Raw genomic sequence first — 20205 nt, forward strand, 5'->3', positions numbered from 1 at the left:
AGTCAACGGCCGGAGGGGTCCTCCGGCTCCTGCGGGGGCGGCCAGGCATCGCCCCAGTCGATGTCCCGGGCGGCGCGGTACAGCTCGCCGTGCCGCTTGGTGACCGTGGCGCGTTGCAGCGCCTCGTCCCGGGTGCAGAGTTCCAGCAGCACCTGGCCCTTGCGGATCTGCGGCCGGCGCGTGATCCGCGCGTCCACGGGCCGGGGGGTGAAGCGGGTGGCCACGACGTAGCTGAACTTCTCGTCCTCGTACGGCAGCGAGCCGCCCTTCACCTTCCGGTGCAGCGAGGAGCGGCTGACCCGGGCAGAGAAGTGGCACCAGTCCGTGCCCGGCCCGATGGGGCAGGCATCGCTGTGCGGGCAGGGCGCGGCGACGGTGAGTCCGGCGGCGATCAGCCGGTCCCGGGCCTCGATGATGCGGGCGTAGCCGTCGGGGGTGCCGGGCTCGACGACCACGACGGCCTGCGCCGCACGGGCCGCGGCGTCGACGAGGGCGGTGCGGGCCTGCGGTGTGAGCTCGTTGAGCACGTAGGAGACGGTCACCAGGTCGGTGGCGTCGAGGGCGAGGTCCTTGCCGATCCGGGCCCGCTGCCACTCGGCGGCGCGCAGTCCCGGGATGCCCGAGGCCGCGGCCAGTTCGCGGCCCAGTGCGAGGGCGGGCTCGGCCCAGTCCAGAACGGTGGTCCGTGGCCCCTCCCAGGCCCCGGCGACCGCCCAGCTCGCCGCTCCGGTGCCGCCGCCGACGTCGGTGTGCGTGGCCGGCGCCCAGTCCGGGGCGGCGTCGCGCAGGGCGTCGAGGGCGGACCGTACCGCCTCGAAGGTCGCGGGCATGCGGTAGGCGGCGTACGCGGCGACGTCCGAGCGGTCGCGGAGCAGCGGGGTGTCGGTGGGAGTGGTCCCCCGGTAGTTGGCGATGAGCCGGTCGACGGCCTGGGTGGCCTGCTTGGGCGGCAGCCCGTCGAGGAGTCCGGCCAGGGCCGCGCGCAGGGCTTCCGCGGTGGGGAGGGTGACGTTCACCGAGGAATTGTAGGCGGACGCGAACGGGCCCGGGCTCCGCACAGGATCGGGACGGAATGAAAACGGAACCGAACTGTAAACGCATACACGCCAGTTGCTACGCTGACCGCCGCGAGGTCGTGTCGTGCCCATCGGGGGGACCATGAGACTGAAGTTCGGGCGCCTGACTCCGGTCGGCGGTGGGAGCACGAGGCAGAGGGTCGTGCGCCTGGCTCTGGTCGGTGGGCTGGTGGTGCTGGCTCTGCTGCTCCTGCTGTCCGCCGGCGGTGGTGACAGCGGCGACAGGAAGGCCGACGCCAAGCCGAAGAAGCCGGTGAAGAAGAGCGCGGGCCCGGCGACGCAGCTGACCGTCCCGTCCACGTACACGACCCGGCGTGGCTGGGAGCTCATCGGCACCTCCCCCGACTACGCGCTCTCCCGGACGACCGGGCGGCTCGCCTATCTGGTGCGGACGGCCGAGGGCGAGTACCAGCTGCGGACCATCGACCCGGAGACCGGGCGGGCCGGCTGGAGCGGGGACGCCTGGCGCCCGCCGGCCGCGATGCACTTCCCGAAGCTGCTGACCGTCACCACGGACGACCAGGAGTACTTCGTGACCTGGGCGTACGGGAAGGTCGGCGAGGACGCTCCGGCGCCGGCCGACCGGATCGTCTCCCTCGACGTGTACACCGTGGAGAACGGCAGCCGGCAGCGGGTCGAGGTGCCGTGGAGGTCGGTGCCGACCGTCATCGCCACCGGCCCCGGCATCGTGATCGGCGACGGCGGGACCTCGAGCGTGGTGGTGGACCCGGCGACCGGCAGGGTCACCAAGGTCCCCGCCAAGGAGCTGAAGTACCCGAAGGGCTGCGCGTCCTGCAAGCACCTCACCGAGGTGCGCGGGCTGACGTCGAAGGGCCTGCTGGTGAGCGGGGCCCGGGAGTTCTGGGTACAGGGCGGCTGGTTCAGCCGGAAGGTGGCGCCCAAGGGCGCCGACAAGAAGAGCGGCGTCCCGACGTCCGTGGCCCCCGGCGTGGTGCTGGCGAAGTGGCAGCTCGCGAAGGGCGCGAAGCTCGCCGCGACCCACGAGCTGTGGACGGTGCACGACACGGAGACGGGCAAGGCACTGGTCTCCGTGCAGTGCCACAAACCGGCGATCGCGCCGGGGCAGTACCCGCAGGCTGTCGTCTCGTCGTCGGGCGACTACCTGGTGGCCGGGAACCTCGCGTTCGATCTGGCGTCCGGCAAGGGCTTCTGCTTCGAGGACACCGAGGGGTCCAAGACGCTGGTCCTGGCGTCCGTGACCGACGGCGGAACGGCGTACGGGGCGACGAACGTGCGCAACGCTACGGATGTGCTCGCCGGGGGCGGCTTCCCGGTCGAGGCCGACCTGTCGGCGGGGACGACGGACATGCTGTCGCCCAATGTGCGGGTGCCGGGCGCGGAGGCCCCGGAGGGGGTCGGGCTGTTCCGCTGGACCGATGACAAGGACCGGCTGCACCTGATCGGCTACCCGCAGGCGGACTGACGCCCGCGGGCAGCCCGACGCCCCTCGGCGGCCTCAGGGCCGCGCGGCCACCTGCTGCCAGGGCCGGCACATTCCCAGGAAGCACGCCATCGCGCCCAGCGCGCACACCAGCTGCACGACGGCCATCGGCACGGCCGTCGCCTCCCCGGCGATCCCGACGAGCGGCGAGGCGACGGCGCCGATCAGGAACGAGGACGTACCGAGCAGCGCGGAGGCGGAACCGGCGGCGTGCTTGGTGCGCATCAGCGCCTGGGCGTTGGTGTTCGGCATCGCCAGGCCCATCGCCGACATCAGCACGAACAGGCCGGTCGCCACCGGTACGAGTCCGACATCCCCGAAGACCCCGGACGTCATGAGCAGCAGCGCCGTCGCGGCCAGCACGATGACCGCGAGGCCGAAGCCGAGTGCCTTGTCGAGGCTGACCCGGCCGACGAGGACCTTGCCGTTGATCTGGCCCACGGCGATCAGTCCGACCGAGTTGATGCCGAAGAGCAGGCTGAAGGTCTGCGGCGAGGCACCGTAGATCTCCTGCACGACGAACGGCGAGGCGCTCACGTAGGCGAAGAGTGCGGCGAAGGCGAGACTGCCCGCGATCATGTAGCCGCTGAAGACGCGGTCGGCGAGCAGCCCGCGCATGGTGCGCAGGGCGTCCGCGATGCCGCCGGTGTGGCGCTCCGCGGGCGGCAGGGTCTCGTGCAGCCACTTCCAGACGACGAGCGTGAGCAGCACGCCGACGACGGTGAGGACGGCGAAGATGCCCCGCCAGTCGGTGAGCCGCAGGACCTGCCCGCCGATGACGGGGGCGATGACCGGGGCGACGCCGGAGATGAGCATCAGTGTCGAGAAGAACCTGGCCATCTCCACGCCGTCGTACATGTCGCGGACGACGGCCCGGGCGATGACGATGCCGGCCGCGCCCGCGAGGCCCTGGATCAGGCGGAAGCCGATGAGGAGTTCGGCGGTCGGGGCGAAGACGCAGATCGCGGTGGCGAGTACGTAGACGATCATCCCGAGGAGCAACGGGCGGCGCCTGCCCCAGCGGTCACTCATCGGGCCGACGACGACCTGGCCGAGCGCCATGCCGGTGAGGCAGGCCGTCAGGGTGAGCTGGACCGTCGCGGCGGGTGCGTGCAGCGCGTCGGTGACGGCGGGCAGCGCCGGGAGGTACATGTCCATGGACAGCGGCGGCAGCGCGGTCAGTCCGCCGAGGACCAGGGTGACGAGGAGTCCGGTGCGCCGGGCGGTGGCGGCGGGGCCGGGAGGGAAGGGGGCGGGCCTGCCGGGAACTCCGGCCTCTGCCCCGGTGTCGGGCGTGGGTATCTGCTGGGCTCGGCTGACGCCGCTCTCCGGCATTCTCATCTCCATAGTTGTTGAATCCGCCTCTATGCTCTCAGCTCAGCCGGAATGGTCGACACCTTTGTGGGAGCGTGCATGAGCAGGACTGTCCGTTGGGGCGTGCTGGCGACAGGCGGAATCGCGGCGACTTTCACCGCAGACCTGCAGGCGATGCCCGATGCGGAGGTGGTGGCCGTGGCCTCCCGCACGGACGCCTCGGCGAAGGCGTTCGCGGAGCGGTTCGGGATACCGCGGGCGTACGGGAGCTGGGCCGCGCTCGTCGCCGACGAGGAGGTCGACGTGGTGTACGTGGCCACGCCGCACTCCGCGCACCGGGAGGCGACGGCCCTCGCCCTGGAGGCCGGGAAGCACGTGCTGTGCGAGAAGGCGTTCACGATCAACGAGCGCGAGGCCCAGGAGCTGGTGAAGCTCGCCCGGGACCGCGGCCTCTTCCTGATGGAAGCGATGTGGACGTACTGCAACCCGGTCATCCGGCGGATGACGGAGCTGGTGCGGGACGGAGCGATCGGCGAGATCCGCACCGTGCAGGCCGACTTCGGCTTCGCCGGCGACATCGGCGCCGGGCACCGGCTGCGCGATCCCGCGCTGGGCGGCGGGGCGCTGCTGGACCTGGGGGTCTATCCGGTGTCGTTCGCGCAGCTGCTGCTGGGCGAGCCGGCCCGGGTGCAGGCCGATGCGCTGCTGTCGCCGGAGGGCGTCGACCTGAGCACCGGCATGCTGCTGGGCTGGGAGTCGGGCGCCAACGCCCTGCTCTCCTGCTCGATCGTCGGGCATCACCCGACGGCCGCCACGGTCATCGGGACGGCCGGCCGGATCGACTTCCCGGAGAGCTTCTTCTATCCGCAGCGCTTCGTGCTGCACCGGGCGGGCAAGGAGCCGGAGGAGATCACCTCCGGTCCGGGGCCGCAGGGCCTGACGGGGATGCAGTTCGAGGCGGCCGAGGTGATGCGGGCGGTCCGGGCGGGCGAGACGGAGTCCCCGCTGGTGCCGCTGGACGGTTCACTCGCGGTGATGCGGACGCTCGACGCGGTACGTGAGCGCATCGGCGTCCGCTACCCCGTGGACGGCGTGGTGTCGTAGGGCGTCCCGCCCGGGTCAGGCCGGGGTCAGGCCCTGATCGCCCACCTCCGTGACGAACGAGGCGGCCGTCGTCACGGGGGCGCCGGGCGTGGTGACGGCGGACACCGTGCGGTAGTCGGCGCGTGCCTGGCGCTCCTCGAGCGTGACGAGAACGTAGCCGCGGCGCCCGTTGTAGAACTTCATGTGCGGGTTGGCGGTCGTCTGGTTCGTCCAGTTGGCCGGCTTCTCCGAGCCGTTCTTGCCGCTGGCGATGGAGGTGGCGACGATCTCGGTGCCGACGGTGCGGGAGGCGGGGTCGTCGAAGTCCCGCTTCAGGTCGAAGGCGTAGCCGACGTGCACGTCGCCGGTCAGCACCATGAGGTTGTCCACACCGGTGGCCTCGGCGCCCCGCAGGATGCGGTCCCTGGATGCCGGGTAGCCGTCCCACGAGTCCATGGAGAGCTTGTAGGCGTCGGTCGGTACATCGCGCCGCTGGGCGAAGGTGACCTGCTGCGGGACGACGTTCCAGGTGGCCTTCGAGTGGCGCCAGCCGTCGATCAGCCAGCGCTCCTGGGCGGCGCCGGTCAGGGTGCGCGAGGGGTCCTCGGACTCGGGTCCGGGGGTCTGCCAGCCGTCGCCGTACGCCTGGTCGCTGCGGTACTGGCGGGTGTCGAGGATGTCGAACTGGGCGAGCCGGCCGAACTGCAGGCGCCGGTAGAGCTTCATGTCCGGGCCCTCGGGCCGCTGCGGGGCGCGCAGCGGCTGGTTCTCCCAGTACGCGCGGTAGGCGGCGGCCCGGCGGATCAGGAACTCCTCGGGCGGCACGCCGTTCTCGGGGGTCTCGCCCGCGTAGTTGTTCTCGGTCTCGTGGTCGTCCCAGGTGACGACGAAGGGGTGCGCGGCGTGGGCGGCGCGCAGATCGGGGTCGGACTTGTAGAGGGCGTACCGCAGCCGGTAGTCCTCCAGCGTGGTCGTCTCCCGGTTGAACAGGGCGGGCAGGGTGCGGTCGGTGTAGTTGCGGGCCCCGCCGGTCGCGGTGACGGCGTACTCGTAGAGGTAGTCGCCGAGGTGGAAGACGACGTCGACGTCCTCCTCGGCGAGGTGCTTGTACGCGGTGAAGTAGCCGTCGTGGTAGGCCTGGCAGGAGACGGCGGCCAGGCTCAGTTCGCGCTTGTGGGCGCCGGGGGCGGGCGCGGTGCGGGTCCGGCCGACCGGGCTGGTCCACTGCCCGGCGCGGAAGCGGTAGTAGAGGACGCGGTCCGGGGCGAGGCCTCTGACGTCCACGTGGACGCTGTGGTGGAACTCCGGGTGGGCGGTGGCGGTGCCGCGCCGGACGACGTGCCGGAAGCGCTCGTCGCGGGCCAGCTCCCAGCGCACCTCGACGCGGGCGGCGGGCAGTCCGCTGTCGGGCTCGAACGGGCGGGGCGCGAGCCTCGTCCACAGCAGGACGGAGTCGGGCAGCGGGTCCCCGGAGGCCACGCCGAGGGTGAACGGGTCCTCGGTGATCTTCCGGGTGTCGAGCTCGGCGGCGCTCGCGGATCCCGCGGCCGGCAGGCCGACGGAGAACGCGAGTGCGGCGGCGGCTCCGGTGACGGTGAGAAAGCGGCGGCGGCCGGTGTGCCGGGCCGCGTCGCGCATCTCCTGCTGGTGCGATGAGTGCGTCATCTGTCCCTCCCCTGACTGGTGATGTGGGGGAAGTCCATCGGGCCGGCGCATCGGGCGGTTGGCGTGCTCACGTCGCACGGGCGTCGCCCGGATGAGGAGTGCGGCAGGAATGGATCCCCAGGGGCAAACTCCGCGTATGCGGCAGATCCATGATCATTTACTTCTGGTGCTACGCCCGGGGAATCGCCGGTTTCCGGCGCGGGAATCACCCCCCGGGGCACGAACACCCCGTCCGGCCGCACGTCTTGACCCCGCCCGGCCCGCCCGGCCCGCCCGGGAGCGGACCGCCCCGTGGCCGGGCGTACGCTGCCGCACCATGAGCAACAAACCGTTGAACTCCGCAATGAAGACGGCTGTGGTCACGGGCGCGGGCTCCGGAATCGGCCGCGCGGTGGCTCTCGCCCTGACCGGGGCCGGCTGGTCGGTGGCGCTCGCGGGCCGCCGCCCCGAGCCGCTCGCCGAGACCGCCGCACTGGCCGGGCCGGACGCCCGGGTGATCACCGTCCCCGCCGATGTGTCGCGCCCGGATGACGTGGACGCCCTGTTCTCCTCCGTACGGGAGTGCTTCGGCCGCCTCGATCTGCTCTTCAACAACGCGGGCACCTTCGGGGCGCGGGCCGTACCGGTCGAGGACCTCTCGTACGACGACTGGCGCACGGTGGTCGACGTGAACCTGACGGGGGCGTTCCTGTGCGCGCAGGCGGCCTACCGCCAGATGAAGGAGCAGGACCCGCAGGGCGGACGGATCATCAACAACGGCTCGGTCTCCGCACACGCGCCGCGCCCGCACTCGGTCGCGTACACCGCGACCAAGCACGCCATGACCGGCCTCACCAAGTCGCTGTCGCTGGACGGCCGTCCGTACCGGATCGCCTGCGGGCAGATCGACATCGGCAACGCCTCGACGGAGATGACGGCGCGGATGCAGACCGGGATCCTCCAGGCCAACGGTGAACTGGCCGTGGAGCCGGTGATGGCGGCCGCGGACGTGGCCCGGACGGTGGTCCACATGGCGGAGCTGCCACTGGAGGCCAACATCCCGTTCGCGACGGTGATGGCGACGGCGATGCCGTACGTGGGCCGGGGCTGACCGATCAGGGCCGGAACCGACCCCCGAGCGACCACAACTGACCGGCCCTCACATCTGAACGACCGATGCCCGCCCGATTCGCACCCCGCCCGGCCCGGCAAGCGCGTGCTGCCCTTATGCTCGCAGTTCTTCACCGGAACTCCACACAAGGAACACAACATGCACATACGTACCGCGGTGCCCCTCGCCCTGGCCGCCACCACCGCCCTCGCGGGCTCGCTGCTCCTGGCCACCCCGGCCTCGGCCGCGAAACACCAGGGCGGGGTGCACCTCGGCAAGATCCAGTACGACAGCCCCGGCAAGGACACCCGGTCCAACACGTCGCTCAAGGCCGAGTGGGTCGAGATCCACAACAACACCAAGGCGAAGGTGCAGCTCAAGGGCTACAAGCTCAAGGACAACACGGGGTACACCTACACCTTCCCCGCCTACAGCATCGGCGCGGGCATGACCGTCAGGGTCCACACCGGCAGGGCAAAGAACAGCTCCGGTCACGTGTACTGGAACCGCGGCTCGTACGTCTGGAACAACACCGGCGACAAGGCGCGGCTGATCAAGCCGAACGGCAAGCTCCTGGACTCCTGCTCCTGGACGAAGTCGAGCAAGGGCACCAAGAACTGCCACTGAGCCGGCCGCCGCGGTCCGGGGACTCCCGAAGTCCCGCCCGGTGAGGGGGCGGACGGGGCATCGGGGAATGCCCCGGACCACGGCGCGGTTGTGCCGCACATGACTGATTCTGGCGAGACCGCGGTCCTGCGCTACACAGCCTTCTCCGCCGACCCCGCGGGCGGAAATCCGGCCGGCGTCGTGCTGGACGCGTCCGGTCTGGACGAGGCGGGCATGCTCGCCGTCGCGGCGGAGCTCGGCTACAGCGAGTCGGCGTTCCTGACCGGCCGGACCGAGGCGTCGGAGCCCGGTGCGCGCGGTTACGCGATCCGCTACTTCAGCCCGAAGGCCGAGGTCCCGTTCTGCGGCCACGCCACCGTGGCCACGGCCCTGGCCCTGGCCGAGCGGGACGGCCCCGGGGACCTGGAGTTCGCCACCGCGGCGGGCCCGGTGCCGGTCACCGTCGTCCGCGAGGGAGCCGAACTACGGGCGACCCTCACCAGCGTGGAGCCGCACGTCACGGACGTCGCTCCGGAAGACGTCGCCGAGGCGCTGGCCGCGCTGGACTGGCCGGCCGCCGATCTCGACCCGGCCCTGCCGCCCCGGATCGCCTACGCGGGCGCCCGCCATCTGGTGCTGGCCGCCGCGAGCCGTGAGCGACTGGCCGCGCTCTCCTACGACTTCGCGCGCCTCGAAGCCCTGATGCACCGGCTGGACCTGACCACGCTCCAGCTGGTGCGGCGCGCGTCGGACACCGTCTTCCACGTCCGCGACCCGTTCCCGGTCGGCGGTGTGGTCGAGGACCCGGCGACGGGCGCGGCGGCGGCCGCCTTCGGTGCGTACCTGCGCACGCTGTCCCTGGTCCCGGAGACCGCCGTGCTCACCCTGCACCAGGGTGAGGACATGGGCCGCCCCGGCACGCTGACCGTCACGCTGCGGGCGGGCGACGCGCGGGTGCGGGTGAGCGGGACGGGCACCCGCATCCCGGCCGGCGCGTAACGGCGCGGCGGCCTCGACGGGGTCAGCAGGCGTTCAGCGGCCTCAGCGGCGGAGGAACTCCCGGTACCAGGGGGCGTGCCCCGCGAAGGACGTCCGGAAGTCGGGCCCCGGGGCGCACCCGAAGTCCTGCCTGACCCGTTCGTCGGCGAACCAGTGGTCCACGGTGAGCATCTCGAAGTGGTGTGTGGCGTACGGGACGCCGGCCAGGCGGGCGCGGGCCTCGTCCAGTCCGATCTCCGTGCCCGCCCAGGGCAGTCCGAGAGCGCCGAGCACCGTGGACAGCAGGTCCGAGCAGGTCACCGGCTCGGGGTGATTGACGTGGTAGACGCCGGACGGCGGCTTCGGGGCGAGCGCCGCCCCCAGAAGTGCACGGCCCAGGGTCTCCACGTCGATCAGCGAATGGCGGGCGTCGCAGCCGGCCGGCGCCGCCTCCAGGTAGCGCAGCAGGGCGACCAGTCCGGGAATCGCCCACCGGTCCCCCGCCCCGTGCACGATGTGCGGGCGCAGGACGGCTCCCCCGGCGGCCAGGACGTGCTGTTCGGCGGCGACCCGGGTCAGGCTGGTGACGGAGGCGGGCGCGGGCTCGGCCGCTCCGGGAAGCAGTGCGGAGAAGGGGCCCCGGCCGTAGACGGACGCGGTGCTCAGCTGGACGATCCGGCCGACTCCGCTGCGTACGGCCTCGTCGACCAGCGCACGGGTTCCGTGGTCGTTGACGGTCCGGGCGGTCTGCTGGTCGGAGCCGATCAGGGAGGCGCAGTGGATCACGGCGTCGACACCCTCGCAGCTGCCGCGCAGCGATCCGGGGTCGGCGAGATCCCCGTACACCGTCTCGAAGCCGGGCCCTGCGCCTGCGGTGTCGAGCGAGGTCCGGTGGGTCATCAGGCGTAGCCGGACCCCGGGCGTCGCGCGGGCGGCGGCGGTCACCCGGCTGCCGATGAAGCCGGTCGCACCGGTGATGAGGATGCGGGGGGTCACGCGAGTTCGCTCCGGACGTCGCCGGACCCGGCCGGGTAGGAGTCCGGTGAGCGGAGGGTGCAGGTGAAGGCCGGTTTGCCGTCCTGGACGGCCCGTACGAACACCCCGGCGGGCGAGACGCCGTCGGCCGGGAGTGACGTGGCCTCGATCCGGCAGGGCCGGTCCAGCTCCACGTACTGGAGGAAGTCGGCCTGAAGAGCCGTCGGCAGGAACGCCGAACCGGTGGCGGCGTGCGCGGCCTGTCGGGCCGCCTCCAGCAGCGCAATGCCCGGCACATGGTCGTTGGGGCGGCCGAAGAGCGTCGGGTGCCGGGTGTCCATGCGCAGCAGCCAGGTGTCCGGCTCCGTGCCGGGCGAGAGGACGACGTCCTCTTCGGAGGTCCTGCCGACCGTGCGCGGCGCGACGGCGGGCAGGAGGGGTATCGGGTTGTCGAGCACGGCGCCGCGGTGGCCGCGCAGCCGCTGGTACGCGCCTGCCGAGGAGCAGCTGATCCGGCCGCCGCCGGAGGCGAGCACGGTGCCGCGGCGGTGCAGGAGAAGTTCGAGATGCATGGAGCCGAGGCTCCGGCCCCGGCGGCGGATCCGGGAGCAGGACACGTCCACCGTGATGTCCCAGGGGTCGTCGCCCAGTTCGAGCCGTTCGGACGCGGCGGTGTACCTCAGCTCCCACATCACGAAGGCGTCGCCGACCGGCACACCGAATTGGTCATGGGAGACCAGCATCGTCGTCTGCCGCATGGTCTCGGCTATGAGCAGGGGGTCCTGGTGGCGGCCGCCGACGGGGGCGAAGAACCGGTGGGACCGCGGCCAGTTGGCCGACACCGAGAACTGGGTGTCGGTGAGCCGGGTGAGCCCGGTGGGGAAGACGTCCTGCGGATCGGTCCGATGGACCAGCTGTCTCAGCCGGTCGGGCGACCTTCCTCCGGGGCCGGGCTCCTCCCCACCTGCGGAGGACGCCTCCGCCGGAACGCCGGAGGGGGCATCGGCACGGCCGGCACCCGCAAAGTGCCCGACGTGCTCGACGCTCTCCACCGACATCGAAGCGCTGCGTGAGGTGAGCTGAACCATGAAGTTCCCCCAGTGAGGATCCGAGTCAAAGGGCCGAGCCGCCCCGCAGTAAGATACTGACAGCCCGGTTTTCCTTTCCAGCCAACCCCCTGTGGCGCGACCCACGCCACCAGTAGAGAGAAGCTGATGGCACAGCAGGCGCGCGCGATCCAGACCCGCCGGTCGATCCTGGTGGCGGCCGCCGACGTGTTCGACGAGCGCGGCTACAGCAGCGCCACCATCAGCGAGATCCTGGCACGTGCGGGGGCGACCAAGGGCGCGCTGTACTTCCACTTCGCCTCGAAGGAGGACCTCGCCCTCGGGGTGATGGACATACAGCTGCACAGCGATCCGCTGCCGCCCCAGCTGACGAAGCTCCAGGAACTGGTGGACCAGGGCATGCTCCTCGCCCACCGTCTGCGCCATGAGCCGCTGGTCCGTGCCAGTGTCGGCCTGGCCATGGACCAGGCTGTGGAGGGCCTTGACCGCGGCACACCTTTTCGCGCCTGGATAGACCGGCTGGAACACCTTCTGGTGGCCGCCAAGGGGCAGGGGGAACTGCTGCCTCACGTCGATCCGAGCGAGGCGGCCGAGATGCTGGCGGGATCCTTCTCGGGCATCCAGGTGATGTCCCAGGTCCTGTCCAACCGCGAGGACCTGGGCCGGCGAATCTCGGTCCTGCTGCATTACGTCCTGCCGAGCATCTCGACGCCGGCCGTCCTGGCCACGCTGGACATGGCCGAAGATCGCGGTGAGCGTCTGCTCCGCAGCGTCGAAAACGTACCCAGCCAGGCCGGCGCCCCCAGCTGACGGCCCGCGGTGGCCTCTTGCCCACCGGAACCAGACCGCACGGTCCGCAAACCACCCGCGAGAACCGTGCGCGGCACCTGGCCGCACACCCGGTCTTCCGGCCCTCCGCTCCGTAAGCTCGGTTGCTCACCGTCGGCCACCGACAGGAGTCACCGATGTCAGTCCGCCGCGTCGTCCCCAACATCCCGATCGACACGGGTGGCGAGACCGGGGACGCCCCCGAAGCCATGCGGGCCAACGCCGTCTTCTACGGGCAACTGGGCTTCGAAGAGGTCATGAACCACGGATGGATCATGACGCTCGCCTCCCCCTCCCACCCCACGGCCCAGATCAGCATCATGACCACCGACAGAACCGGCCCCGTCACCCCGGACCTGAGTGTGGAGGTGGAGGACGTGGACGCGGTGTACGCGGCGGTGGTGCGGGGCGGCGCGGAGATCGTCTACGGCCCGGCCGACGAGGAGTGGGGTGTGCGCCGCTTCTTCGTACGCGATCCGAACGGGCGCGTCATCAATGTCCTGAGCCACCGCTGATCCTGGCCGCGGCAGGGGCGCCCCTCACCTGGATGCTCGACTGGCGCCTCAGTTGTCCCCTCGGCCCGCTGAAGCCCTCAGTTCGCCGACGTCATGGCGAGACGACCGGCGTCGGCGGCGTCCGTCGGAGCGTTTCGAACGCTGTCGGGCGTGGCCGGTCCAGCAGGAATTCGCGGATGCGCAGGGCGCATTCCGCCGGGCTGTGGAGGCTGGTGTCGACGTCGAGGTCATGGAGTTCGTGTGCGTGCACCTGGTCGTACTGAGCGGCGGCCAGTCCCGGTTGGCGATCGCCACGCTCGGCCTCGCGCCGCTTCAGCTCGGGCAGCGGGCAGCGGACCCCGATGAAGACCGTGTCCTCGGGAACGAGCAGATCCAGAAGGTCCAGCAGCCGCCACTGCCGGCTCAGCGGGTGATCGACGACCAGGTTGTTGCCGCCCGCGGCCATACCGGCGACGGCGCGGTGGAAGCCCTTCACCGTGCGGTCGATTTCGGCCTGAAGGTCTTCGTCGGGGGTCCCGAGCCCGCCACGCATGGCGTGGAAGGCATCCACCGGTATGTGGAACCACGAGCCGTCGAGGATGGCGAGGAGCTCCCGGGCGATGCTGCTCTTGCCGGAACTGGACGTCCCGTTGAGCAGAATGACCGTGCCGCCCCCTGCGGTTTCGGGGATGCCCGAGTGAGTCGGAGCCGTCACGCCCGAAGGCGTCTCAGTTGCCATGGGGTCATCCCTTCCGCACGCGGCGAAATCCTTGATCCAAGTACAGCCGCCCCGATCATCGCAGGCGTTGGACGCCGGGGCCGACGGAACCTTGCGGAATCCGCAGTCCGGCAAGTGCCTCGACGCGGAGGGCGATTCCTCGGCCGACCGCACCAGGCTGCACCTGCGGACCTGCGGCACCGGAGCCAACCAGAAATGGGTCCTCCCTGAGTGAACCGCTCGACACCGTCATCGGCGCGGAGGGCGCCGGTGGCGGGACCGGCCGCTCCGCTGGGCCGGTGACGGCGGCAGGATGCGACGCCGAAGCGCCCCGCCGCCGTCCCTCAGGCGGTCGGGGCGGCGACCGCGAGGCGTGGGTCGCGATGGTGGTGCTCACTGTGGTCGGGGACACACCGAAGTCGTCAGCCCTGTCACCGGGCGCGGGTCCGGCTCGCCGCGGCCGGCGGACTGCCCGGCCCGCCGACCTCCCCGGCCCGTGGATCAGTAGCCCTGGCCGACCAGGAAGGAGTCGAAGTCGAGGGCGAGGGAACGTGCTTCGGCCGCGTGGCCCTCGTCGTCCCCGTCGACGAGGACGAGAACGCAGATGCCCTGCCCGGTTCTCGCTACCCACATGACGCGGTTCCCTTCGCGCAGGAGCGCCAGGTCGAGTTCGGCCCCTGTCACCGCGTCCGTGATCCGGTCCAGTTCCGCACGGTGCCACACCACCCCGGCGAGCCGGAGCGTCGGAGGACGGCCGGTCTCCTCGCCGGCCGTCCACAGCGCCGCCATCTCGGCCCGGTCCGGAGCGTCGGCTGTGCCGGCCTCCGGCTGCCGGTCTCCCTGTCCGGCGGCGCCGCCGAAGAAGTGCCGGCCGTCCTCGCCCTCGCGGCCTGCAGCGGCGAAGAACCCCGATTCGGCCGAGAAGGCCGCCACGGCACGCACGGCAGGGTGGCTCCCACCCAGGGCGAAACGGCTGCTGAGTACGTCTTCCCATTGCTCGGTCACGGGAGGCATCGCTGGTGGCCTTTCGACGTGGTGATGGTTCACGGACCCGCACGGGTCTCCTCGGGGCGGTGACGTTCGGTGACGTGCCCCTCCGACTGGACATCTCCTGCCCGTGAACGCGCTGATCAGACGCATGACCGGGAGGTCAGTGCACACGTCGGCTCCCGGGTGGGGCGGGGCCGCCCCCCACGTGCTACCGGTGAGGCAGCTTCGCGCGTGCGGAACCGGCGGCGGAGTGCATGGCCCGGCCCGTCCCGCTCGCGACTGCCGAGGCGCCGGAGCCGGCTGTGTCGATCGCCGCGTGCACGTGTCCGCCCGCCCTCGCCGCCGCACGGTGGGCCTTCTTCCGGCCTCGCGTGGTCGCGGTGCGGGCACGGTAGGCCGTCGACGGTTTGCCGTGGGTGTCGGCTGCGCCGAGCAGCAGAGCGCCGAACAGGCCGATGCGCTGGGTGAATTCGAGGAGTTGGTCCTTCCGTAGCTCCGGGTCCTCCTCCTTCCACCACGCGTGCTCGGCGAGGGTGGCCGGCACGAGGCCCGCGGCCAGGACAAGGGAGGCGGTACGAGGGAGCCGCCCCAGCGCGAGCAGTCCGCCCGCACCGATCTGCACGGCGGCGTTGAGCCTCACCACGCGCAGAGGATCGTCGACAGGGGCCCCGAGGCGCCGTGCCCATGACTCGGCGCCCGCTGCGAGGGGGAGCGGTCTGCGCAGCGCACGCACCCCCTCGATGACGAACGGGGTTGCCAACAGAGGGCGGGCGATTCTTCTCAGGACAGCCATGGATCCCCGTGTGCCCCTGGAAACAACCGTCACACGCGGCCGCCGCCCTGCCCGGTGGAGTCTTCACCCGCTCCTCCCGCACCCGTTTCCCGGGCGGCTTCGACAGGGGACGACGGTTCGTGAGCGGTCGTCACGGGGGAGGCCGCTCCGGGACAGGCGCTCGTCCGCGCAACCGCCGTCACGCGCGGGCGCCTTGGTCTGTCCCGTAACCCCTGGCGGGCCCTGATCAGCTGAGCAGCCAAATGCATGCCCCGCCCAGGACGAGGAGCAGGCAGACGGCCAGGTTGGTGCGCCAGGACGTCAGGAAGATGGCGACGAACTCGCGGATCATCGCGCTGGGCCAGAAGTACGCGGCCGTGGGTGACCCGACGACGTGGCCTCTGACCCCCGTCCGGCGGGCGGTCACCGCGGCGCGGAAGACGTGGTAGTTGTTCGTGACCACGACACACCGGTAGTCGGGATTGGCCTTCTCCATGATCGATTTGCTGTACCGCAGATTCTCCTCGGTCGTCGTCGAGCGGTCCTCGCGTTCGATCAGGGCGGCCGGGAATCCGCGCTCGATCAGGTACTCGGCCATCGCGTGTGACTCCGGCAGGGTTTCGTCGGGCCCCTGACCGCCGGAGGCGAGGAGTACGGGCTGCCTGCCGTGAGCCGTCAGCCTCGTGTGCACGGCTCGGGCCCGCTCAAGTCGGCCGGCCAGCAGCGGCGACACCGTGGCGCCGTTGATGAGACCGGCACCGAGCACCACCACGTAGTCGGCCTTGCGGTGGATGTGGAGGCGGCCGTAGAGAAACGCGTAGACGACGAAGCAGACGAACAGGAAGGCGATGTAGCCGGCCAGGGCGAGCACTGTGCCCGTCACCACCACCAGGGTGTCGTTCTTCAGGATCAGCGCGGTGATCATCAGCGCGAGAAGGGCCACCAGAGCAAGCCCTGTCAGCAGGGACAGGAGGTTGGCGGGGCTTCTGCCCTCCTTGCGCACCATCGTCACGCCATTGGAGATCAGGAACCAGGACAGGATGACGATGCCCACCGCCACGAGGAGGAGGAGCACGATGCCGATCTCCCTCCCCGTGGCCGGCTGCGATCGGGCGAGCTCGGCGAGCCGGGCGGCCGCGGCGAAGGTGAGCGACAGCCCCAGAAGGACGGCGTTGCTGAAACGCCGGCGCTCGCGGAGCGTGCCGACACAGAAGGCGACGAAGATCAGGACCGCCGGGACGTAGGCCAACATGCGCACATGCTAGGCGGAGGGCCGCGGGCACCCCCGAGGAGGCCGGGTCATCGACGCGGAGGGGCCGGGAGGGTCCGAAGCCGCGTCGGGGAGGGCAGGCCGTCACCTCGGCGGGAGCGGGTAGGGGTGGAGGCATGAGGCTGATGAGCGAAGGCGAGCGGCAGCCGGCGTCGGGCCGGTGGAAGACGTACGCGGCCACCGCGCGGGAGTCATTGACATGTCCAGGGCAAATTGGAATGCTGCGAGGGCGCTCTTCCATCGATGTAAACGCCGCCGCCGACTCGTTCGTCGCAGTGGAGGCCGACCTTGGAACGGGACCATGAAACTCACTCGCCATCTTTCCCGCGCCGCCGTCCTTGCGTTGTCCGGCGTGCTCGCTGTCGTCATGTCCCTGTCGTCCGCAGAGCAGGCCCGGGCGGAACAGACCATCAGGGCCGCGGACCCGAGTGTGATCCGGGTCGGCAGCACCTACATATCGGTGCAGTCGGCCGGTGGTGGCATCGCCGTGCGGCAGGCGTCCTCGACGGCCGCGCTGGCATCGGCGCCCGCCCGACAGGTGTGGTCGGACACGGCCGGTCACGGCGAGGTCTGGGCTCCGGAGATCGTCACGGACGGCGGCCGCTACTACATCTACTTCTCGGCCGGCCGCGGGGCGGCCCACCGGATGTACGTCATCAGCTCGGCGAGCCCGGACAGCGGCTACACCGGGGAGAGTCAGCTGGCCCTGCCGGACGGCAAGTGGGCGATCGACGGGACCCTGTTCACCTTCGGTGGGCAGCGCTGGTTCGTCTGGTCCGGCTGGGCCGGTGACACCAACGTCGAGCAGAACCTCTACATCGCGCGTATGAGCAGTCCCACCGCACCGACCGGCGCACGCCACGTCATCTCGCAGCCGCGGGAGAGCTGGGAACGGGTGGTAGGCAACCCGTTCATCAACGAGGGCCCCGAGGCCATCAAGGACCCGAACGGGCAGTTGCACATCGTGTACTCCGCCAACGGCAGCTGGAGCGACCAGTACTGCCTGGCCGACCTGCGCCTGCGCCCCGGAGGTGACCCGACATACGTCTGGGACTGGTACAAGTCCAACGGCTGCCTGTTCGGTTCCAACCGGGCGACGATGATGTCCGGCTGGGATCCGACGCTGTACGTCAACGGCCCCGGCCACCACAGCTTCGTCCTGCTCAACGGCGACATCAGCACCAGCCCGCCCGCCGGCCCCCGATTCCCCTCGATGTTCCACGCGGTGCCGAAGGGGACGCCGTACGCGTGGGAGAACCGGTACTGGTACACCGGCACGTTCGCCTGGTGGGGCAACACCACCTACAGCCGCGCCAATGTCCCCGGCCCGACCACCGACACGGGCTGGAGCCTCAAGTTCTTCGAGTAGAGCGGCAGGGTGCGGCAGGGGCCCGTGGAACCGGAGCGGGCCGGAGGGTGTGAGAGGTTTCGTTCCCCGTCGACACGGCGGTCAGGGGACGATCGTGTCCTGCTCCGGCTTCCACCCCCAGGCGGTGAGCATGCCGGCCGACAGCGAGGAGCACGCGTCGGAGTCCAGGTACCGGAGGGCGGCGTCGATGGCCGCGTCGTCCACCCGGCCGGTCGCGAGCATCGCCGGCCTGCTGCGCTCCCATGTGTCGGCCCAGAAGCGGCTGATGGGACTGCCCGGCTCGAGCGGAGGCGCGTGCATCTCCGCGGCAACGGGCATCAGCCCTGCCGCGCGCAGCAGGCTCGGGTACGAGGGCACCCAGGAGACATCGGTGCCGATCGAGGCCCGCAGTCCCTGCCACATGGCCAGCATCGCCGTGGTGTACGGCGTGCCGGGCGTACGGTCGCTCGTCAGATCCACCGCGTCACTCAGGACCAGCACGCCTCCCGGTGCGACGAGTTCGGCCAGTGCGGTGATCAGGCGTTCGTGCTCGGCCAGGTGCATCAGGACGAAGCGTGCGTGGACGAGGTGGAAGCGGCCGGAGGTGAAACCTGGGGTGGAGATGTCGGCTTCCAGCAGTTCGAGCCCCGGCATCGGCCGCTCGCCGAGGAACCGGACATCGCGGTCCAGGGCGAGCACGCTCTCCACCCCGGCCTCGCCCAGCAGCCGGCGGGAGACGGTGCCCGTGCCGGCGCCCACGTCGAGACAGTGCCACCCCGGGCCGGCCCCGAGCGACCGCAGGCGCGCCATGGTGAGGTCGTCGTAGGCGAGGGCCCCGAAGTCGATGCGCTCGCCCTCGCCGGCCTGTTCGGGCCGGAAGACGGCTTCGCCGTAGCGGCCGCCTTCCGGTGCGCCCCCGCGCGGAGCGGAGGTCATGCCGCCACCCACGCGAAGCCGGGCGCGCGTTCCGGCGCCCGCTCGGCGAGGAACGGGAACAGCGGGGCGTCGAAGGGGTGCATGGCCGGGCCTCTCCACGAGTGTCGGGGTGCCGAGCGGTCCGTCCCGAGGACGCCGCCCCACCGAATCCTGCCCGGACGGCCGCCTCCCCGGCCGAGGCGCGCCGCGCCTGGGCCGATCGGCCTCAGGAGGCGCCCGGTGCATCGCGGCAGCGTGCCGAAGGTCGGGACCGAGGGGGCGGCCGGGCCGGAATCACACGCGGCGCCGGGGCCGCAGCGTGTCCACCTGTCGACGCGAGCAGCCGGGTGCCGTTCGGGGCCGGCGGGCGGCCGCGGGACCTGGCTGCCGCCCCGTTCCGTGTCGATGGCCGGGGAGGGCGCGTCAAAGCGGGGCGGCATGTACTCCGCGGCGAAGACCGGGCCGTCTGCCCGGCGACGAGAGAGCAGCCTCGGCGGACTGCCCGATGTCTCTACGAAATTGGTCCCACTGGCGTGCGATTCGAGCCAATATGTGCGAATAATCGCGCGGAATGCCCGTTACGAGAAGTGCGTCCGGCGTGCGGGTGACGCGCCGGGTGGCGCCCGGTGTTGCGCGCCGGGGCATGGAAGGGCTTGCTGTTGATTATTGAACGGGTGGATGTAGCGGTCAGTGATTGTCAGGGCCATTGCCGCCGCATATGCGTGCCGTTTACAGGCGAGAGCTGCGGAAATGTCCGCAATTTGTAACGGAGCCGGACACGGCTTCCGCCGGCCGATTCGAAGGCGCAGTGTTCTGGCTCTCGGCCCGACGGGTCGGGACCCGTATTGCCTCTGCCGGCCTCCATCGGCATGCAGAGGCACTGTTCTTGAGGAGACATCACCTTGTCTGCTTTCTCGGCCACCAGCCGTATCGCCGCGACCGTGCTCACGGCCGGCGCCCTCGTCTCGGTCGTCGCCCTGCCGGCCGGCGCACAGGACAACGACCGCCACCACTCCCGGGACCGGGTCGTCATCAGTGATGTCCAGGCCAACAGCCCCGGACGTGACAACGGCTCCAACCGGTCGCTCAACGCCGAGTGGGTCGAGATCACCAACCAGAGCCGCCGCTCGGTGAACCTGGACGGCTGGACCCTGCGCGCCGCCGACGGTAACCGCTACCGCTTCGACGACGTCCGGCTCGCCGGCCGTGCCACCGTCCGCGTCCACACCGGCGTCGGCCGCGACACCCGTACCGACCTCTACCAGGACCGCCACCACTACGTCTGGGACAACTACTCCGACACCGCGACCCTGCGCGACGACCGTGGGCGCACGGTCGACACCGATTCCTGGGGCCGTGGGCACCACCACTACCGCCGCTGACCGAGGACCGGGGACGGTGACGGTCCGACCGCCGCCCCACGGCGGACGGATCCTCCGCCTTCCCCTTCGGGGTGCCGGGTAGCCGCCCTGCCCGGCACCCACCCCGCCGCGCGAACAGCGCTGAGCCCGGACCGTTGGGGAACGGTCCGGGCTCAGCCGTCTGTCGGCCCGG

19 protein-coding genes and 1 pseudogene are annotated in these 20205 nt (G+C 71.3%); 10 read left to right on the forward strand and 10 right to left on the reverse strand.

Annotated features, from left to right (window positions below; genetic code table 11):
- Positions 1–2 precede the first annotated feature (2 nt).
- Positions 3–1016, reverse strand: coding sequence for a small ribosomal subunit Rsm22 family protein (locus SH922_RS11035; RefSeq protein WP_393057418.1), 1014 nt, complete (start codon positions 1014–1016; stop codon positions 3–5).
- A gap of 202 nt (positions 1017–1218) precedes the next feature.
- Here SH922_RS11035 and SH922_RS11040 point away from each other — a divergent pair, with 202 nt between their 5' ends.
- Positions 1219–2520, forward strand: a complete 1302-nt coding sequence (locus SH922_RS11040) for a hypothetical protein (RefSeq protein ID WP_393057420.1) — start codon at positions 1219–1221, stop codon at positions 2518–2520.
- A gap of 33 nt (positions 2521–2553) precedes the next feature.
- Here the strand turns inward: SH922_RS11040 and SH922_RS11045 are convergent, their stop codons facing one another.
- Positions 2554–3873, reverse strand: a complete 1320-nt coding sequence (locus SH922_RS11045; protein ID WP_393057422.1) for a multidrug effflux MFS transporter — start codon at positions 3871–3873, stop codon at positions 2554–2556.
- A gap of 78 nt (positions 3874–3951) precedes the next feature.
- Between SH922_RS11045 and SH922_RS11050 the strand changes: the two genes are divergently transcribed.
- Positions 3952–4956 (forward strand): Gfo/Idh/MocA family protein, encoded by a 1005-nt coding sequence (locus SH922_RS11050; protein WP_393057424.1) that lies wholly within the window; start codon positions 3952–3954, stop codon positions 4954–4956.
- 15 nt (positions 4957–4971) lie between these two features.
- Here SH922_RS11050 and SH922_RS11055 read toward each other — a convergent pair whose 3' ends face one another.
- Entirely contained in the window at positions 4972–6600 is a 1629-nt protein-coding gene (locus SH922_RS11055; RefSeq protein WP_393057426.1) for an alkaline phosphatase D family protein, read from the reverse strand.
- Positions 6601–6916: 316 nt separating this feature from the next.
- Between SH922_RS11055 and SH922_RS11060 the strand changes: the two genes are divergently transcribed.
- The 3 genes from SH922_RS11060 (at position 6917) to SH922_RS11070 (ending at position 9295) form a co-directional block, all read left to right on the forward strand.
- A complete protein-coding gene (locus SH922_RS11060) occupies positions 6917–7690 on the forward strand; it encodes an SDR family oxidoreductase (RefSeq protein WP_393057428.1) in 774 nt (257 codons plus the stop codon).
- Positions 7691–7849: 159 nt separating this feature from the next.
- Positions 7850–8317, forward strand: a complete 468-nt coding sequence (locus SH922_RS11065) for a lamin tail domain-containing protein (RefSeq protein ID WP_393057430.1) — start codon at positions 7850–7852, stop codon at positions 8315–8317.
- A gap of 99 nt (positions 8318–8416) precedes the next feature.
- The gene (locus SH922_RS11070; RefSeq protein WP_393057432.1) at positions 8417–9295 is read left to right on the forward strand and encodes a PhzF family phenazine biosynthesis protein; all 879 of its coding nucleotides are present in this window, start codon (positions 8417–8419) and stop codon (positions 9293–9295) included.
- Between the two features lie 42 nt (positions 9296–9337).
- Here the strand turns inward: SH922_RS11070 and SH922_RS11075 are convergent, their stop codons facing one another.
- Both SH922_RS11075 and SH922_RS11080 read right to left on the reverse strand, forming a co-directional pair.
- Complete coding sequence (locus tag SH922_RS11075; RefSeq protein ID WP_393057434.1) at positions 9338–10270, reverse strand: NAD-dependent epimerase/dehydratase family protein; 933 nt, start codon at positions 10268–10270, stop codon at positions 9338–9340.
- Positions 10267–11337, reverse strand: coding sequence for a ScbA/BarX family gamma-butyrolactone biosynthesis protein (locus SH922_RS11080; protein WP_393057436.1), 1071 nt, complete (start codon positions 11335–11337; stop codon positions 10267–10269). Before SH922_RS11080 ends, SH922_RS11075 begins: the two co-directional genes overlap by 4 nt.
- A gap of 126 nt (positions 11338–11463) precedes the next feature.
- Between SH922_RS11080 and SH922_RS11085 the strand changes: the two genes are divergently transcribed.
- Both SH922_RS11085 and SH922_RS11090 read left to right on the forward strand, forming a co-directional pair.
- Positions 11464–12126, forward strand: coding sequence for a ScbR family autoregulator-binding transcription factor (locus SH922_RS11085; RefSeq protein WP_393057438.1), 663 nt, complete (start codon positions 11464–11466; stop codon positions 12124–12126).
- A gap of 155 nt (positions 12127–12281) precedes the next feature.
- Complete coding sequence (locus SH922_RS11090; RefSeq protein ID WP_393057441.1) at positions 12282–12659, forward strand: VOC family protein; 378 nt, start codon at positions 12282–12284, stop codon at positions 12657–12659.
- 91 nt (positions 12660–12750) lie between these two features.
- Here SH922_RS11090 and SH922_RS11095 read toward each other — a convergent pair whose 3' ends face one another.
- Positions 12751–13377 (reverse strand): chloramphenicol phosphotransferase CPT family protein, encoded by a 627-nt coding sequence (locus SH922_RS11095; protein WP_393057443.1) that lies wholly within the window; start codon positions 13375–13377, stop codon positions 12751–12753.
- Between the two features lie 73 nt (positions 13378–13450).
- On the opposite strand from SH922_RS11095, the pseudogene SH922_RS11100 reads away from it, so the two are divergent.
- Positions 13451–13591, forward strand: a pseudogene (locus SH922_RS11100) (RICIN domain-containing protein); the annotation flags it as partial.
- Between the two features lie 266 nt (positions 13592–13857).
- Here the strand turns inward: SH922_RS11100 and SH922_RS11105 are convergent.
- The 3 genes from SH922_RS11105 to SH922_RS11115 form a co-directional block, all read right to left on the reverse strand.
- Positions 13858–14370 carry a hypothetical protein gene (locus SH922_RS11105; RefSeq protein ID WP_393057445.1) on the reverse strand — a complete coding sequence of 171 codons (513 nt, stop codon included), beginning with the start codon at positions 14368–14370 and terminating at the stop codon, positions 13858–13860.
- A gap of 184 nt (positions 14371–14554) precedes the next feature.
- On the reverse strand, positions 14555–15139 hold the full coding sequence (locus SH922_RS11110; protein WP_393057447.1) for a DoxX family protein: 585 nt from the start codon (positions 15137–15139) through the stop codon (positions 14555–14557).
- A 226-nt stretch (positions 15140–15365) separates the two neighbouring features.
- Positions 15366–16370, reverse strand: a complete 1005-nt coding sequence (locus tag SH922_RS11115; RefSeq protein ID WP_393057449.1) for a YdcF family protein — start codon at positions 16368–16370, stop codon at positions 15366–15368.
- A 319-nt stretch (positions 16371–16689) separates the two neighbouring features.
- Here SH922_RS11115 and SH922_RS11120 point away from each other — a divergent pair, with 319 nt between their 5' ends.
- Positions 16690–17757, forward strand: coding sequence for a glycoside hydrolase family 43 protein (locus SH922_RS11120; RefSeq protein ID WP_393057451.1), 1068 nt, complete (start codon positions 16690–16692; stop codon positions 17755–17757).
- Positions 17758–17838: 81 nt separating this feature from the next.
- On the opposite strand, the gene SH922_RS11125 is transcribed toward SH922_RS11120, so the two are convergent.
- Positions 17839–18672: a class I SAM-dependent methyltransferase gene (locus SH922_RS11125; RefSeq protein WP_393057453.1), complete on the reverse strand. Its 834-nt coding sequence runs from the start codon at positions 18670–18672 to the stop codon at positions 17839–17841.
- An 875-nt stretch (positions 18673–19547) separates the two neighbouring features.
- Between SH922_RS11125 and SH922_RS11130 the strand changes: the two genes are divergently transcribed.
- On the forward strand, positions 19548–20033 hold the full coding sequence (locus SH922_RS11130) for a lamin tail domain-containing protein (RefSeq protein WP_393063523.1): 486 nt from the start codon (positions 19548–19550) through the stop codon (positions 20031–20033).
- Positions 20034–20205: the final 172 nt, after the last annotated feature.

The sequence above is a fragment of the Streptomyces sp. LN549 genome (assembly GCF_043203805.1).
Classification (GTDB): domain Bacteria; phylum Actinomycetota; class Actinomycetes; order Streptomycetales; family Streptomycetaceae; genus Streptomyces.

Coding starts and splice junctions, on each gene's coding strand:
- SH922_RS11045 (WP_393057422.1), bottom strand. CDS start 3,873: ATGCCGGAGAGCGGCGTCAGCCGAGCCCAGCAGATACCCACGCCCGAC.
- SH922_RS11050 (WP_393057424.1), top strand. CDS start 3,952: ATGAGCAGGACTGTCCGTTGGGGCGTGCTGGCGACAGGCGGAATCGCG.
- SH922_RS11055 (WP_393057426.1), bottom strand. CDS start 6,600: ATGACGCACTCATCGCACCAGCAGGAGATGCGCGACGCGGCCCGGCAC.
- SH922_RS11060 (WP_393057428.1), top strand. CDS start 6,917: ATGAGCAACAAACCGTTGAACTCCGCAATGAAGACGGCTGTGGTCACG.
- SH922_RS11065 (WP_393057430.1), top strand. CDS start 7,850: ATGCACATACGTACCGCGGTGCCCCTCGCCCTGGCCGCCACCACCGCC.
- SH922_RS11070 (WP_393057432.1), top strand. CDS start 8,417: ATGACTGATTCTGGCGAGACCGCGGTCCTGCGCTACACAGCCTTCTCC.
- SH922_RS11080 (WP_393057436.1), bottom strand. CDS start 11,337: ATGGTTCAGCTCACCTCACGCAGCGCTTCGATGTCGGTGGAGAGCGTC.
- SH922_RS11085 (WP_393057438.1), top strand. CDS start 11,464: ATGGCACAGCAGGCGCGCGCGATCCAGACCCGCCGGTCGATCCTGGTG.
- SH922_RS11090 (WP_393057441.1), top strand. CDS start 12,282: ATGTCAGTCCGCCGCGTCGTCCCCAACATCCCGATCGACACGGGTGGC.
- SH922_RS11095 (WP_393057443.1), bottom strand. CDS start 13,377: ATGGCAACTGAGACGCCTTCGGGCGTGACGGCTCCGACTCACTCGGGC.
- SH922_RS11105 (WP_393057445.1), bottom strand. CDS start 14,370: ATGCCTCCCGTGACCGAGCAATGGGAAGACGTACTCAGCAGCCGTTTC.
- SH922_RS11110 (WP_393057447.1), bottom strand. CDS start 15,139: ATGGCTGTCCTGAGAAGAATCGCCCGCCCTCTGTTGGCAACCCCGTTC.
- SH922_RS11115 (WP_393057449.1), bottom strand. CDS start 16,370: ATGTTGGCCTACGTCCCGGCGGTCCTGATCTTCGTCGCCTTCTGTGTC.
- SH922_RS11120 (WP_393057451.1), top strand. CDS start 16,690: ATGAAACTCACTCGCCATCTTTCCCGCGCCGCCGTCCTTGCGTTGTCC.
- SH922_RS11125 (WP_393057453.1), bottom strand. CDS start 18,672: ATGACCTCCGCTCCGCGCGGGGGCGCACCGGAAGGCGGCCGCTACGGC.